Consider the following 14,255-nt stretch of genomic DNA (forward strand, 5'->3'; position numbering starts at 1 on the left):
GGCCCGTCCTCCTTCCGGGAGGGCGGGCCCGTCCGCGTCCGCCCTCGTCGACGGGGGATACTGTGCCCATGCCGCACAGCCCCGCCCGCCGTCGAACCCGTGACCGACGCCGTGCCCCCTCCCTGCGGGCCCTCGCGCTCCTCCTCGCGCTGGTGGCACCGACCGCGCTGGGCCTGGCCGCCTGCGACCTCGACGCGCAGGTGGGGGTCTCCGCCGACGGGGTGGCCGACGTGGTCCTCGAGGTCGGCATCGACCGCTCGCTCGTCGACGGGGACGGGCCGACCTGTGAGCAGGTGGTCGACGGAGTCCTCCAGGGCATCGTCCCCACCGACGGAGCCGACCTGGAGGTCGCCGAGGTCGCCGACGACTCCGCGCTGCGCTGTCGGATGACCACCACCCTCACCCTCGGGGGCGACCAGTGGGACGGCCAGTCCGGGCGCCCCCTGTGGTGGGCCGACGCCGACGAGGGCGGGTACCGCCTCGCGCTGCCCCTTTCCCAGGGCTCCGGCTCGAGCGGGGTCTCCCAGGAGGTGGCCGACTCCCTGGGGATCTCCGCCGATGACGTCGTGCTCACGGTGACCATGCCGGCCGACATCACCTCCGCCACCGTCGGGACCGTGGAGGGGGCCACCGTCACCGTGCGCGGCTCCGACGTGCTGCTGCGCGACCTCGACATCGAGGCCGGCACCCGCCACGGTCCGGGCCGCGGGACCCTGGTGGTCATCGGCACCCTCGGCCTCGGCGCCGCCGCCCTGGGGGGACTGGCCCTGCTCGTCCGCAGGGAACACGTCCGGCACGGGCGGGGACCTTCCGCCTAGACTGCAGGTCGACGACCCCGGGAGGCGATGTGGCGGACCAGTACCTGAGCGAGGACGAGATCGAGCGGGCCCGAGGCCTCCTGGAGCGCGTGGACGCGATGTTCACCCAGCGCGTCGTCGGTCAGGCGGACCTGCGCCGGGCCCTGGTGGCCGGGCTCCTGGCGCGCGGCCACGTGCTCATCGAGTCCGTCCCCGGCCTCGCCAAGACGACCGCCGCCCAGACACTGGCCGCCGCCGTCTCGGGCACGTTCCACCGCATCCAGTGCACGCCCGACCTGATGCCCAACGACATCATCGGCACCCAGATCTACAACTACGCCACCGGCGAGATGACGACGCAGCTGGGACCCGTGCACGCCAACATCGTCCTGCTCGACGAGATCAACCGCTCCTCCGCCAAGACCCAGTCCGCCATGCTCGAGGCCATGCAGGAGGCGCAGACGACCATCGGTGGTGTCCTCCACCCCCTGCCCAGGCCCTTCATGGTGATGGCCACGCAGAACCCGATCGAGGAGGAGGGCACCTACGTCCTCCCCGAGGCGCAGATGGACCGCTTCCTCATGAAGCAGGTCATCACCTACCCGCAGCCGCGGGAGGAACTCGAGGTCCTCGACCGCATCGACTCCGGTTCCATCGCCCGGCCCCTGCAGGGGCAACCCATCTCGCTGGAGGAGCTCGGGGACCTCCAGGCCCTCACGCGGCGGATCTTCGTGCACCGCACGATCAAGACCTACATCGTCGACATCATCAACACGACCAGGGGGGCGGGACCGCACCCCCTCCCGGGTCTGGGCAGCCACGTGCGGGTGGGCGCCTCCCCGCGCGGCGGCATCGCCCTCATGCAGGTCGCCCAGGCCCTGGCCCTGATGGCGGGGCGCAACTACGTCGTGCCCGAGGACATCAAGGCCATGCGCCACCCGATCCTGCGTCACCGCCTGATCAGGACCTACGACGCCATGGCGGACGACGTCTCCGTGGACGGGCTCGTCGACGCCGTCTTCAACGCCGTCCCGGTGCCCTGAGGGGGTCCACGGTGCACTCCCCCGGACTCGAGGCCATCTCCGCACGCGTGGAGCTGCCCGTCCTGCGACGCCTCCTGTCGGAGATGGAGGGGCGGCACGGGTCCGCACGGGCGGGGCGGGGCACGGAGTTCCTCGACATGGCGGAGTACAAGGCGGGCGACGACGTCAAGGACATCGACTGGTTGGTCTCCGCACGCGCCGGGCGACCCGTCGTCAAGCGCTTCGAGGCCACGGCGAACGTCCAGGTTGTCCTCGTGGTCGACATCGGTCGCTCCATGGGGGCCCGGGCCCCAGTCGGGGGAGACCAAGGAGGAGGTCGCGCTCGCGGCCTGCGAGACCATCGCGTGGCTGTCGACGGTGAGGGGGGACCAGGTGGGCCTGGTCGCCGGGGACTCCCGGCGCGTGCGCCAGGTGCCGGCACGGTCGGGCAAGGCCCACGCGGAGATGCTCCTGCGCCGGATCGCCGAGGACATCGACCTCGCCTCACCCGCCTCCGACGTGGGGCGCCTGCTGGGGAGGGCACTCGCCTCGACGCGCAGACGCTCCCTCGTCGTACTCGTCACGGACGGCACCAGTCCCGACCCCTCCCTGGAGGACCTCGTCAAGAGGTTGCGGGTCCGCCACGAGATGATCGTCATGTCCGTCGCGGACGCGGACCCGACCTCACTGCCGCGCGGCACCGAGGTCATCGACGTCGACGCCGGGCCGTTGCCGGACTTCGTGACGGCCGACGCGGAGCTCGCCGCGCAGGCGCACGAGGCCGTCGCACTGCGCCGGGCGCAGGTCTCGCACATGCTCTGGCGCAGGGGGGTCACGCAGGTCGGCGTGGACTCCGTGGCCGCGGTGCCCCGCGCGCTGGTGACCGCCCTGGAGAGGGGGAGCCGTGTCCGGTGACTCCCTGCGTGACCCGGTGACCTACCCGAACTGGATGTGGGTGCTGGGCGTGGTCCTCGCGGTGCTCGTGGTGTCGTGGGTGGTGGGGTGCCTCGTGCACTGGTGGCGCTCGGAGGAGACCGAGGCCCCGGCCCTGCTCTCGATCTCCAGGGCGGAGCGGATGCGTTACCTCGCCCTGGTGGAGGAGATCCGCGCGCGCCGCGACGGTGGGGACTACGACCTGAGGGCGCTGCACCTCGCCCTCGCCGGACTCATGCGGGCCCTCGGGACGGCACGCACGGGCCGTGACCTGGAGGTGGCCACCGTGGAGGAGGTCGAGGTGCTGACCCCCACCTGGCCGCAGCTGGCGGCGGTGCTGCGGGAGTGCGAGCGTCCCAGCTTCGAGGGTGACCCCCGTGGTGCGGAGGACCGCGCGCTCACGCTGGCGAGGGAGGCGGTGGAGTCATGAGGTTCCCCCTGCTCGCCCTCCTCGTCCTCGTCGTGGTCGCGCTCGCCACGGCGGCCGGATGGTGGGTCCTGCGCGACGCCGGTCGGCGTGAGGGGCGCCGGGGCTGGGTCGCGAACAGCGGCTACGTGCGTGAGCTGCCCAAGTACCGTGCGCTCGTCAGGCGCACGCGCTGGGCCCTCGTGGGAGTGGTGGCGAGCCTGGTCGGCCTGACCGTGGCGGTGGCCGTCTCGGCCGGCGCACCCGTGGACCGGCACCTGGAGGACCGTCGGCTCTCGAGCAGGGACATCGTGCTGTGCCTGGACGCCTCGGGCTCGATGATCCCCTACGACGGCCAGATCGCTGCCTCCTTCCGTCGGATCGTCGACCACTTCTCCGGGGAGCGGATCTCCCTGCACCTGTGGTCCGCGCGCACCATGGTTCTCTTCCCCCTCACCGACGACTACGACATGGCCACGCAGACCCTGGAGGACGTCGGGGACCTGATGACCGACGGGTACCAGGGGCAGACCTCGGACGGCGTGTACGTGACCACCGAACTCATGGACTTCCTCGAGGGCACCGACGACCCCAACGGTCAGTTGTCCTCCCTGGCCGGGGACGGCCTGGCCGGGTGCGTCCTCGGCTTCGACCACACGGACCGGGAACGCTCGCGGATGGTCATCCTCGCCACCGACAACGAGGTGCTCGGGTCCCAGATCTACACCCTCCCCCAGGCCATGGAGTTCGCCCGGCAACAGGGGGTGGTCGTCACCGCGCTCTACCCGGGGGACACGACGTACCTGACGAGTGAGGGGACGGAGCTGCGCGACCAGGTGCGCACCACCGGCGGGGACTTCCACGACGCCGCCCAGCCCTCGTCCGTGGACGGCATCATCGCCGAGATCGAGGCGCAGCAGCGGGTCGACCTCGAGGGCAGCGCCACCACGGTCGTGACGGACCGCCCGGGTTCGGCACTGGCCTGGGTGGCCGTCGCCCTCGTCGCGCTCCTGGCGCTGTGCGGATGGGCGAGACTGTGAGGGCGCGCACGTGGTGGGGAGGCACGGGTGGACCCGGTGGTGGACCCCGTGACGTCGTGCGGGGCGGGTTCGGGGGTGTGACGCGATGATCCTCCGACCGGTCGTGGAACCGGCATGGCTGCTGGTCGTGCTCGCCCTGGTCCTGGCCGCCCTGCTGGTCCTGGGCGCGCGCCGACGCGGCCCCCTCGGGCGCTGGGCGCTCGTGCGCAGGGGCCTGATGTCGGCCCTGGTCCTGCTCATGCTGCTCGGACCCTCGGTGCCCGGGGAGGCGCAGCGGGTCACCTCGACCACCGAGGTGTGGTTCGTCATCGACCGGACCGGGTCCATGGCCGCGGAGGACTGGGACGGGGACCGGCCCCGCCTCGACGGCGTCAAGGAGGACCTGCACACCGTCCTGGAGTCCATGGCCGGCGCCCGCTTCTCGGTGCGCACCTGGGACTCGGACGTGCGCACCGTCGTCCCGCTCACCACCGACGAGTCGGCCATCGGGTCCTTCATCGACACCTTCAGCCAGGAACTCTCGGAGTACTCCCAGGGCTCCTCGCTGGACCGTCCCACCACCCGTCTGCTGGCGGACCTCGCGGCCGCCCGGGAGTCCCACCCCGAGGACGTCCGCTACCTCTTCGTCCTCTCCGACGGGGAGACCTCCAACGAGGTCGCCTCCCCGCAACCGGACGCCTGGGCCCCGTTGCGGCAGTACGTGGACGGGGGTCTGGTCATCGGGTACGGCACCGAGGAGGGTGGGCACATGCGCGTCCACCGGCTCGGCGACGGGACGCAGGACTCCACGGGCGCCCAGTCGGGTGCGGCGCCGGAGTGGATCCGTGACTACTCCCAGCCGGGTGCGCCCCCGGCGGTCTCCCGCATCGACGAGGCAGCGCTGGAGTCCGCGGCGTCCGAACTGGGGGTTGCCTACGTGCACTCCCCCGGCAGTGACGTGATCAGGCGGGAGGCCTCCGCGATGATGGCCGACGCCGAGCTCATCGTGGACTCGCGCGAGGAGCTGTCCACCTACCGTTACCTCATCTGGCCCCTCGCCCTGGCCCTGGGAGCGCTGGCCGCCTGGGAAGGGGCGGCCCTGGCCGGTCGTGTGCGAGCACTGAGGAGGGCCCATGCCGTCTGAGCAGCCCACCACCCCCACTCCGCGCCCCCGCGGACGTCGTCGGCGTCGGGAGGCGCAGTCCGGGGAGATGCTGGTTCCCTTCGGTGCGCCCCTCGCTGATGCCCCCTCAGGGGAGGGGGACGTCCCCCCCGGGGCCCCGGGTCCCCGGGGGTCCCCTCCGCAGGTGGACGAGGGCGTCCGCGGCGCTCCCGGTCGGCGCTCAGGCCCCTGTGGTGGTCGATGCCGCTGGTCGTGGTCATGGCGCTCGCCGCGGTCTTCCTCCTGGGCATGCACATGTGGTCCTGGGCGTCGGTGCGCGCCTACCAGGACGCCCGCTTCCCGCAGGCCCGCTCCGGTTTCGAGGGGCAGGTGGCGTGGACGCGTTCGGGGCCGGAGACCTGGGTGGCGGACTACAACCTCGGGTCCACGCTCCTGGTCCAGGGCTACCTCGACGTCGGTGTCGCCCATCTGGAACTGGCGATGGAGTCCGTGCCGCGGGCCACCGAGGTGGCGCCCGGCTACATCGAGTCCTACTCCTACGAGTGCCGGGTCAGGACCAACCTGGCCCTCGGCCTGGAGGGGCAGGGGGACGTGAGCGCCACGGACCTGGACTGGGCCGGGGCAGCTGACCTGTACGAGCGCTCCGCCGACCTGCTGGCGCCGTGTCGCAGCATCGACACCTCGCAATCCCAGTCTGGGGCGCAGTCCGGGGACCCGCAGTCCGGGGACCCGCAGTCCGGCCAGGGGTCCGGGGGCCAGTCCGGGGGCGACCCGCAGTCAGGCGGGGGCTCCGACGGCGAGGGCGGTGAACCCCAGTCCGGGGAGGGTGGTGGCGCCTCTCCCGAGCCCTCCGGCTCCGGTGACGGGTCCGGAGCCGATCCCTCCGCCCGACCCGGTGAGGGAGGATCCGCCGAGCCCTCCCCGGACCCCTCCGGGCAGACCGGCACGGGACAACAGGAGGATCCCGGTGAGGGGGCGGAGAGGGCGAAGGACCGCCTGGACGGGAAGGCCCGTGACGCCCGGGAGCGCGCCGAGGGCAGGACACCTGCGGGGGAGCCGTCCGCCGAGCCCTCCACGGGCCCGTCGGAACAGCCGTCCCCGGGATCCTCCGCGCAACCCACCCCCGGCGGGAACTCCCCGGGGAGCCCGACTCCGACCCCGAGTGCGTCCCCGACCCCGGACCCGTTCGGGAAGGAGACGGACGAGCAGCGTCGCCGACGCCAGGAACTCGAACGCCAGTTGGAGCAGTCGCGCACCGACCAGGGCAACAGCTACGACCAGAACCGACCGGGGTCGCCGGGCGGCGGGTGGTGAGTCCCACGGCGTGGGTACCCGCCGTACCCCTGACCTGAGCCGTCGGACCCCGCGCTGCCCGCTGCCCGGGCCCGTGCGGGAGCCGGTGGCGACCATCTGTCGGGCGGCCGTCGGGGGCCGCGCCCCCAGCCGTTAGAGTGTCCCCGTGAAGGTCCTCCTGGTGGGCACCGGCGGGCGTGAACACGCACTGGCCCGTGCCCTGGTCCGAACCTCCGATTCCGTCGACCTGGTCGTCCAGGCCGGCAACCCCGGCATGGACGCGTTGGGCACCGCCGTCGCCTTCCCCGCCACCGAGCCCGACGCCGTGGCGCACGTCGCCCGCGAGCAGGGCGTCGACCTCGTGGTCGTGGGACCCGAGGCCCCCCTGGTCGCGGGGGTCTGCGATGCGGTCACCGCCGCGGGGATCCCCTGCTTCGGTCCCACCTGCGCCGCCGCCGAGCTGGAGGCCTCCAAGAGCTTCGCCAAGGACGTCATGGCCGCAGCCGGTGTCGCCACGGCGCGTTCCTTCACGTGCCGCACGACGGAGCAGGTCGAGGCCGCACTGGACGAACTCGGCGCACCGCACGTCGTCAAGGACGACGCCCTGGCGGCGGGCAAGGGCGTCGTGGTCACCGAGGACCGGCAGGCCGCCCTCGCCCATGCCGGACACTGCCTGTCCCGTCCCGGTGGCGCGGTGGTCATCGAGGACTACCTCGACGGCCCCGAGGTCTCACTCTTCTGCGTGTGCGACGGGGAACGCGCCGTCCCCCTGGTGCCCGCCCAGGACTTCAAGCGGCTGCGCGACGGCAACGAGGGCCCCAACACCGGCGGAATGGGCGCCTACTCCCCCCTGCCCTGGCTGCCCGCGGGTGTCGCGCAGGAGGTCGTCGACACGGTCGCCCTGCCCACGCTCGCGGAGATGGCGCGCCGGGGCACCCCGTTCCGTGGCCTGCTCTACTGCGGCCTCGCGCTGACGCACCGGGGCATCCGGGTCGTGGAGTTCAACGTGCGCTTCGGTGATCCCGAGACCCAGGTGGTCCTCGAACGCCTCGAGTCCCCCCTCGTCGACCTCCTCCTGGCTGCCGCCACCGGGGCCCTCGACACGGTGCCTGCGCCCACCTGGTCACCGGACGCCGCAGTGACGGTCGTCCTGGCGGCACCGGGCTACCCCGAGGACCCCCGCACGGGCGGCGTCATCGAGGGGATCGACGAGGCCGGGGCACTGCCCGGCGTCCACGTCATCCAGGCGGGCACGCGCCTGGTCGCCACGGACCACGGTCCCGCCCTCGTCAGTGCGGGTGGGCGGGTCCTCGACGTGGTGGGACGCGGGAGCGACGTCCCCGCCGCCCGCGCGGCCGCCTACCGCGGCATCGACGCCCTCCACCTCGAGGGCGCCCGCTACCGCACCGACATCGCCACCTGGCCGGACGACCTCCTCGCCTGACCCGATCCCCACCCGGAAAGGACCGCACATGACCGCCACCTCCGAGATCCCGGGTTGGGTGCACCTCTCCTCGGGCAAGGTCCGCGACATCCTCGCCCCCGAGGGGCCCCGGGCGGGCGTCGCCGTCGAGCACCCCGACCGGCTGCTCATGGTCACCACCGACCGGATCAGCGCCTACGACCACATCCTCCCCACGCCGGTCCCCGACAAGGGCAAGGTCCTCAACCGGCTCTCGCTGTGGTGGATGGAACGCCTGGAGGACCTGGTGCCCAACCACGTGCTCTCCGTGGACGTGCCCCCGTCCGTGCGCGGGCGTGCCGTCATCTGCCGGGCCCTGGACATGGTCCCCGTCGAGTGCGTCGTGCGCGGGTACCTCACCGGGTCCGGGATCGTGGAGTACCGGGAGTCGGGGTCCGTGTGCGGGGTGCCCCTGCCGGGCGGACTCACCGAGGCCTCCAGGCTGCCGGAACCCGTCTTCACCCCGGCCGCCAAGGCGGAACTGGGCAGCCACGACGAGAACGTCTCCCTGGACCGCGTCGCAGACATGGTCGGACGCGAACTCGCCGAGCGCCTGCGCGACCTCTCGATCGCCCTGTACTCACGGGCCGCGGGGATCGCCTCTGGGCGCGGAGTGGTCATCGCCGACACGAAGTTCGAGTTCGGGCTGGACCCCGCCACCGGGGAACTGGTGCTGGGCGACGAGGTCCTCACCCCCGACTCCTCGCGCTTCTGGCCCGCCGACGAGTGGGTCGAGGGACGGGTCACCCCCAGCTTCGACAAGCAGTACGTGCGCGACTGGCTGACCTCCCCGGCCTCGGGGTGGGACCGGGCGGGGGACGCAGAGCCGCCCGCACTGCCCGAGGAGGTCGTGGCCGCGACCCGCGGACGCTACATCGAAGCCTTCCGCCGCCTCACCGGCGCGGAACCAGAACTGTGACCGGCACCCGCCGGGAACCGACCAAGGAGGACGCCGTGGGGCGAATCATCGTCGAAGTGATGCCGAAACCGGAGATCCTGGACCCCCAGGGCAAGGCCGTCGGCTCGGCCCTGCCGCGCCTGGGGATCACGGGCTTCACCTCGGTGCGCCAGGGGAAGTGCTTCCACCTGGGCGCCGAGGGGCCGGTGACGCCCGAGCTCCTGGAGGAGGCGCGCCGCGCGGCGGACACCGTCCTGTCCAACCCCATCATCGAGGACGTCGTGCGCGTGGAGGAGATCCCCGAGGACGAGGACGGGGACGTCGACGGGGGTGCCCGGTGACGCGCATCGGGGTGGTGACCTTCCCCGGGACCCTGGACGACCGTGACGCGGCGCGCGCCGTGCGCCTGGCCGGCGGTGAACCGGTGCGCCTGTGGCACAAGGACGACGACCTGCACGGGGTCGACGCGGTGGTCCTGCCCGGTGGCTTCTCCTACGGTGACTACCTGCGGTGTGGGGCCATCGCCGCCACCGCCCCCGTCATGGGGTCCGTCGTCGAGGCCGCGGGCCGGGGACTGCCGGTCCTGGGCATCTGCAACGGGTTCCAGGTGCTGTGCGAGTCCCACCTCCTGGAGGGGGCACTGATCCGCAACGACCACCAGAAGTTCATCTGCCGTGACCAGGTCCTGCGCGTGGAGAATGCCGACACCGCCTGGACCACCTCGCTGGAGGCGGGCACGGAGATCACGATCCCGCTGAAGAACGGGGAGGGAGCCTTCCAGGCCGCACCCGAGACCGTCCGTCGCCTGGAGGAGGAGGGGCGGGTCGTCTTCCGCTACGTCGACGTCAACCCCAACGGTTCCGCCCATGACATCGCCGGGATCACCAATTCCACAGGCACCGTGGTGGGGTTGATGCCCCACCCGGAGCACGCGGTCGAGCCCGGATTCGGACCCGTCGCGGACGGGGGGGACCGGGGGTGGGCTGCCCACGGTGGCACCGATGGTCTCGGCATCTTCACCTCGGTCCTGCACACACTGGTCGGCTGAGACATGCTCCGACCTGCGCAGACACCCCTCCTCCCCTCATGGCGCAGCGCGCGCTCGGCGTGCCCGTCCGTGGACGGCGCGTCCGGAGGCGCGTGGGAGGTTTCCGCTCACCCCACTGAGCGGTCGGGGGTGCGCGTGCAGGTCGGGTGCACATCTGTCCACCGGGTTCTCCACAGCTGTGGAGCGAGATTCCGTCACCGTCCCCACCCCTGTGGACAGCGTCTGTGGACAGGTGGCGCCGCCCTCGTGACGCATCTCCCGTCCCCCACCCGCCGCGCCACGCAATCGATCACTCCTCCGATCACCCGCCACCCCCACGACACGAAACGATGGAGCATGCCATGACCGCACCGGTCACTCCTGCCACCCCGCGCGAGCTTCCCGACACCGTCGAGGACGCCGCGGCCACCCCCGAACGGGACATGCCCTGGGCGGAGCTCGGTCTCAAGGCGGACGAGTACGCCCGGATCCGCGAGATCCTGGGGCGTCGCCCCACCAACGCCGAGCTCGCGATGTACTCGGTGATGTGGTCCGAGCACTGCTCCTACAAGTCCTCCAAGAAGCACCTCGTCGAGCAGTTCGGGCACAGGACGACGGATGCCATGCGTGAGCACCTGCTGGTCGGCATGGGGCAGAACGCCGGGGTCGTCGACATCGGGCAGGGCTGGGCGGTGACCTTCAAGGTCGAGTCCCACAACCACCCGAGCTTCGTCGAGCCCTACCAGGGTGCGGCCACCGGTGTGGGGGGCATCGTGCGCGACATCATCTCCATGGGGGCACGCCCCGTGGCGGTCATGGACCAGCTGCGCTTCGGGGCGCCCGACCATCCCGACACCTCCCGCGTGGTGCACGGGGTGGTGGCCGGAGTCGGTGGGTACGGGAACTGCCTGGGCCTGCCCAACATCGGCGGCGAGACCGAGTTCGACCCCTCCTACCAGGGCAACCCCCTGGTCAACGCCCTGTGCCTGGGGACCCTGCGCCACGAGGACATCCACCTGGCCAACGCCACGGGTGAGGGCAACCTGGTCGTCCTCTTCGGCGCCCGCACGGGCGGCGACGGCATCGGTGGCGCCTCGATCCTCGCCTCGGAGACCTTCGAGGACGGCATGCCCACCAAGCGCCCGAGCGTCCAGGTGGGCGACCCCTTCATGGAGAAGGTCCTCATCGAGTGCTGCCTGGACCTGTTCCGGGCCGGCGTCGTCCAGGGGATCCAGGACCTGGGGGCGGCGGGAATCTCCTGCGCCACCTCGGAGCTGGCATCCAACGGTGACTCCGGCATGCACGTGGACCTGGAGAACGTGCTCCTGCGCGACCCGACCCTGACCGCCGGGGAGATCCTCATGTCGGAGTCCCAGGAACGCATGATGGCCATCGTGCGCCCCGAGGACCGCGAGGAGTTCTTCTCCGTCATCGACCGCTGGGACGTGGAGGCCTCCGTCATCGGGACACTGACCGGGGACGGGCGCCTCACGATCGACCACTTCGGCAGCCGGATCGTGGACGTGGATCCCAAGACCGTCGCGAACGAGGGACCCGTCTACGACCGTCCCTACGCGCGTCCCTCCTGGCAGGACGCCCTGCAGGCGGACACGAGCGACCGCCTCCCCCGCCCGGCGGACGCCGCGGAGCTCGAAGGGGTCCTGCGTGAGGTGCTCGGGGACGTCAACCAGGCCTCCAAGTCCTGGGTGACGGACCAGTACGACCGCTACGTCCAGGGCAACACGGCCCTGGCCCAGCCCGACGACGCGGGCGTGGTCCGGGTGGACGAGGGGACCGGACTGGGCGTGGCCCTGGCCACCGATGCCAATGGCTGGTTCACGAAGCTCGACCCCTACGAGGGCGCCCGCCAGGCCCTGGCGGAGGCCTACCGCAACGTCGCGGTGGTGGGGGCCCGCCCGGTCGCCATCACCGACTGCCTGAACTTCGGCAACCCGGAGGACGCGGACGCCATGTGGCAGCTGGTCACGGCGATGACCGGCCTGTCCGACGGCTGCGTCGAGCTGGGGGTGCCGGTCACCGGGGGCAACGTGTCCCTCTACAACTCCTCGGGTACCGAGAAGGGCCAGCCCGACTCCTCGATCAACCCGACCCCTGTCGTCGGCATGCTCGGGATCCTCGACGACGTCACCCGCGCGAACCCCTCGGGGTGGACGGAGGAGGGGTTGGCCGTCCTCCTGCTGGGGGAGACCCGGGACGAGATGGACGGCTCCGCCTGGGCGCGCATCGTGCACGGTCACCTCGGCGGTCTGCCGCCCCGCGTCGACCTGGACGCGGAGGTCGCCCTGGGCAACGTGGTGCGGGCGCTCACCGAGGCCGACGGACCCGACGGCAGGCCCCTCGTGCGCGCCGCCCACGACCTCTCCAACGGGGGCCTGGTGCAGGCGCTGGTGGATGCGAGCCTGCGCTTCGGGATCGGAGGGTCATTCGACCTCGCCCAGGCCGCCGGTCGCGACGGGGTCGGGGACCTGGAGATGCTCCTGTCGGAGTCCCAGGCCAGGGCACTGGTGGCGGTCCCGGAGGGTGCGGTCCCCGCGGTCTTCGCCGCAGCCGAGGCCGAGGGGGTGCCCGTGGCACGCATCGGGACGACCGGCGGCGACATGCTGGCCGTGACCGGCGCCGAGCTGCTCGGTGACCTCGGGAACGGCGCCGGGTGGGTCGTGGACCTGGAGGAACTGCGCGGTCTCTCCGACGCAGCACTCGCCGACCGCTTCTGACGGTGAAGTCCGCTCTGTTCGGGGCTCGAAGTCCGTCCTGAGGTCCGCTCCGCCGCAGCTCCGGGAGGGCCCGTGCTCCGACGTGGGTGGGCTGCGCCGCTGAGGTGGTGGGTGGGCCGCGCCCCCGGGCCGGCACGTCCCGGGCGGTACGCCCGTGTGCACCCGTGGGTCCCGCCCGGGAACGGGGACCATCACGTCGGCTCCGGGCGACGTCGCTCGTCCTCGAGAAACCGGGACGGACCTCGAGCCCCGAACTGAGCGGACTTCGAGCCCAGAACTGAGCGGACTTCGCTGGTTGTGCGGAGTCCCACAGTGGTCGGGGAGGTGCGCGACGGCACGGGCGGGTGATGATTGTTGTTGATACCGCAACAAACGTCTTCCCCGGAAGGACATCATGACCCACACCGTCGCCGTCGTCATCGGATCCGCGTCCCAGGACTCCCTCAACCGTCGGCTCGCCCGGGCACTGGAGCTCGCAGCGCCCGACTCCCTGCAGTTCGTCGAGGCCGAGATCGCGGACCTGCCCTTCTACCGTCCCGAGTACGACGCCGACTACCCGGAGGTCGGGACCCGGCTGAAGCAGGTCGTCGAGTCGGCCGACGCGCTCCTCGTCGTCACCCCCGAGTACAACCGCTCCGTCCCCGCCGTCCTCAAGAACGCCCTCGAATGGCTCTCCCGCCCCAAGGGGACGGGGACACTGGCCGGCAAGCCCGCCATGATCGCCGGAGCGACACCGGGAGCCGTCGGGACCGCGGCCGCACAGGCCCAGCTCCGTTCCGTCCTCAGCCATCTCGACGTCCGCCTGCTCGGCCAGCCCGAGCTCTACGTCCAGATCACCAAGCAGCAGTTCGATGACGAGGGTCGCGCGACCCGCGAGGGCACCCAGGACTTCCTCGCCACCGCCATGCGCTCCTTCGCCGACCACATCGATGCCGTGGCGGGCTGACATGCCCCCGCCGCGTGTCAGTCCCGGCCACACCCGCACCACCGGGCTGCGCGCGGCACCACCCACCCCGGGCACGAGGAGCGCTTGCTGATGGCACCGACCCTGTCCACCCCACCGGGCCCCGCGGACCCGCACGTCTGGCAGGTGGTCGTCATCGGTGCCGGCCAGGCCGGCCTGGCCACCGCCCACGACCTCGCCCGGCGTGGCCTGGTCCCGGGGGAGGACTTCCTCGTCCTCGACGACGGGGCAGGTCCCGGAGGGGCGTGGAGGGAGCGGTGGGACTCGCTGACGCTGGGGCGGGCGCACGGCATCGCGGACCTCCCGGGCCTGCCGCTGGGACCGGTGGACCCCACGCTCCCCGCCTCCCGCGTGGTCGTCGACTACCACGGTCGCTACGAGGAGATGTTCCACCTGGCGGTCCGCCGCCCCGTCCGTGTGGTCGCGGTGCGTTCCACGGACCTGCCCGCCCCCGCCCTCACGACGGCCCCCGGCTCTCCACCCGCCGGCGCCGTGCCCGTCAGCGCTCCGCCCGCCGGTTCCGCGCCCCCCGACCACCGCCCGCCGACCCCCTGCCAACCCCCGCCGACCACCCCT

Annotated in this window: 14 protein-coding genes and 1 pseudogene; all 15 read left to right on the forward strand. The window is 72.4% G+C overall.

From position 1 onward, the window contains the following. Positions 1 to 68 precede the first annotated feature (68 nt). The gene (locus TA90_RS08425; protein WP_052450683.1) at positions 69 to 818 is read left to right on the forward strand and encodes a hypothetical protein; all 750 of its coding nucleotides are present in this window, start codon (positions 69 to 71) and stop codon (positions 816 to 818) included. A gap of 59 nt (positions 819 to 877) precedes the next feature. Then, positions 878 to 1,840, forward strand: coding sequence for an AAA family ATPase (locus TA90_RS08430; RefSeq protein ID WP_407921585.1), 963 nt, complete (start codon positions 878 to 880; stop codon positions 1,838 to 1,840). 137 nt (positions 1,841 to 1,977) lie between these two features. Further along, positions 1,978 to 2,061, forward strand: a pseudogene (locus TA90_RS15885) (DUF58 domain-containing protein); the annotation flags it as partial. Positions 2,062 to 2,086: 25 nt separating this feature from the next. After that, a complete protein-coding gene (locus TA90_RS08435) occupies positions 2,087 to 2,734 on the forward strand; it encodes a DUF58 domain-containing protein (protein ID WP_331394267.1) in 648 nt (215 codons plus the stop codon). Next, positions 2,724 to 3,182, forward strand: a complete 459-nt coding sequence (locus tag TA90_RS08440; RefSeq protein ID WP_043535765.1) for a hypothetical protein — start codon at positions 2,724 to 2,726, stop codon at positions 3,180 to 3,182. The genes TA90_RS08435 and TA90_RS08440 overlap by 11 nt, the downstream gene beginning before the upstream one ends. Further along, entirely contained in the window at positions 3,179 to 4,198 is a 1,020-nt protein-coding gene (locus TA90_RS08445) for a VWA domain-containing protein (RefSeq protein WP_043535766.1), read from the forward strand. Before TA90_RS08440 ends, TA90_RS08445 begins: the two co-directional genes overlap by 4 nt. A gap of 85 nt (positions 4,199 to 4,283) precedes the next feature. Next, on the forward strand, positions 4,284 to 5,321 hold the full coding sequence (locus TA90_RS08450; protein WP_043535767.1) for a vWA domain-containing protein: 1,038 nt from the start codon (positions 4,284 to 4,286) through the stop codon (positions 5,319 to 5,321). A 219-nt stretch (positions 5,322 to 5,540) separates the two neighbouring features. Then, positions 5,541 to 6,614, forward strand: a complete 1,074-nt coding sequence (locus tag TA90_RS13270) for a hypothetical protein (protein ID WP_052450684.1) — start codon at positions 5,541 to 5,543, stop codon at positions 6,612 to 6,614. Positions 6,615 to 6,759: 145 nt separating this feature from the next. Next, positions 6,760 to 8,037: a phosphoribosylamine--glycine ligase gene (gene purD / locus TA90_RS08460; RefSeq protein ID WP_043535768.1), complete on the forward strand. Its 1,278-nt coding sequence runs from the start codon at positions 6,760 to 6,762 to the stop codon at positions 8,035 to 8,037. Positions 8,038 to 8,065: 28 nt separating this feature from the next. Next, positions 8,066 to 8,974, forward strand: a complete 909-nt coding sequence (locus TA90_RS08465; protein ID WP_043535769.1) for a phosphoribosylaminoimidazolesuccinocarboxamide synthase — start codon at positions 8,066 to 8,068, stop codon at positions 8,972 to 8,974. A gap of 35 nt (positions 8,975 to 9,009) precedes the next feature. Beyond that, positions 9,010 to 9,294, forward strand: a complete 285-nt coding sequence (locus TA90_RS08470; protein WP_043535774.1) for a phosphoribosylformylglycinamidine synthase subunit PurS — start codon at positions 9,010 to 9,012, stop codon at positions 9,292 to 9,294. After that, positions 9,291 to 10,001: a phosphoribosylformylglycinamidine synthase subunit PurQ gene (gene purQ, locus TA90_RS08475; RefSeq protein ID WP_043535770.1), complete on the forward strand. Its 711-nt coding sequence runs from the start codon at positions 9,291 to 9,293 to the stop codon at positions 9,999 to 10,001. The genes TA90_RS08470 and purQ overlap by 4 nt, the downstream gene beginning before the upstream one ends. 341 nt (positions 10,002 to 10,342) lie before the next feature. Then, positions 10,343 to 12,715 carry a phosphoribosylformylglycinamidine synthase subunit PurL gene (gene purL, locus TA90_RS08480; protein ID WP_043535771.1) on the forward strand — a complete coding sequence of 791 codons (2,373 nt, stop codon included), beginning with the start codon at positions 10,343 to 10,345 and terminating at the stop codon, positions 12,713 to 12,715. 394 nt (positions 12,716 to 13,109) lie between these two features. Then, on the forward strand, positions 13,110 to 13,661 hold the full coding sequence (locus tag TA90_RS08485) for an NADPH-dependent FMN reductase (protein ID WP_043535772.1): 552 nt from the start codon (positions 13,110 to 13,112) through the stop codon (positions 13,659 to 13,661). Between the two features lie 90 nt (positions 13,662 to 13,751). Continuing rightward, on the forward strand, positions 13,752 to 14,255 hold a 504-nt coding region (locus TA90_RS08490; protein WP_147513435.1), incomplete at its 3' end, for an FAD-dependent oxidoreductase.

Origin of the sequence: Actinomyces polynesiensis, from assembly GCF_000820725.1 — a bacterium.
In the GTDB taxonomy this organism is placed as follows: domain Bacteria; phylum Actinomycetota; class Actinomycetes; order Actinomycetales; family Actinomycetaceae; genus Pauljensenia; species Pauljensenia polynesiensis.

What these genes read in the sequence shown, in the direction of transcription:
- TA90_RS08425 (WP_052450683.1), top strand. Translation starts at nt 69, where the DNA reads ATGCCGCACAGCCCCGCCCGCCGTCGAACCCGTGACCGACGCCGTGCC.
- TA90_RS08445 (WP_043535766.1), top strand. Translation starts at nt 3,179, where the DNA reads ATGAGGTTCCCCCTGCTCGCCCTCCTCGTCCTCGTCGTGGTCGCGCTC.
- TA90_RS08450 (WP_043535767.1), top strand. Translation starts at nt 4,284, where the DNA reads ATGATCCTCCGACCGGTCGTGGAACCGGCATGGCTGCTGGTCGTGCTC.
- TA90_RS13270 (WP_052450684.1), top strand. Translation starts at nt 5,541, where the DNA reads ATGCCGCTGGTCGTGGTCATGGCGCTCGCCGCGGTCTTCCTCCTGGGC.
- TA90_RS08465 (WP_043535769.1), top strand. Translation starts at nt 8,066, where the DNA reads ATGACCGCCACCTCCGAGATCCCGGGTTGGGTGCACCTCTCCTCGGGC.
- purL (WP_043535771.1), top strand. Translation starts at nt 10,343, where the DNA reads ATGACCGCACCGGTCACTCCTGCCACCCCGCGCGAGCTTCCCGACACC.
- TA90_RS08485 (WP_043535772.1), top strand. Translation starts at nt 13,110, where the DNA reads ATGACCCACACCGTCGCCGTCGTCATCGGATCCGCGTCCCAGGACTCC.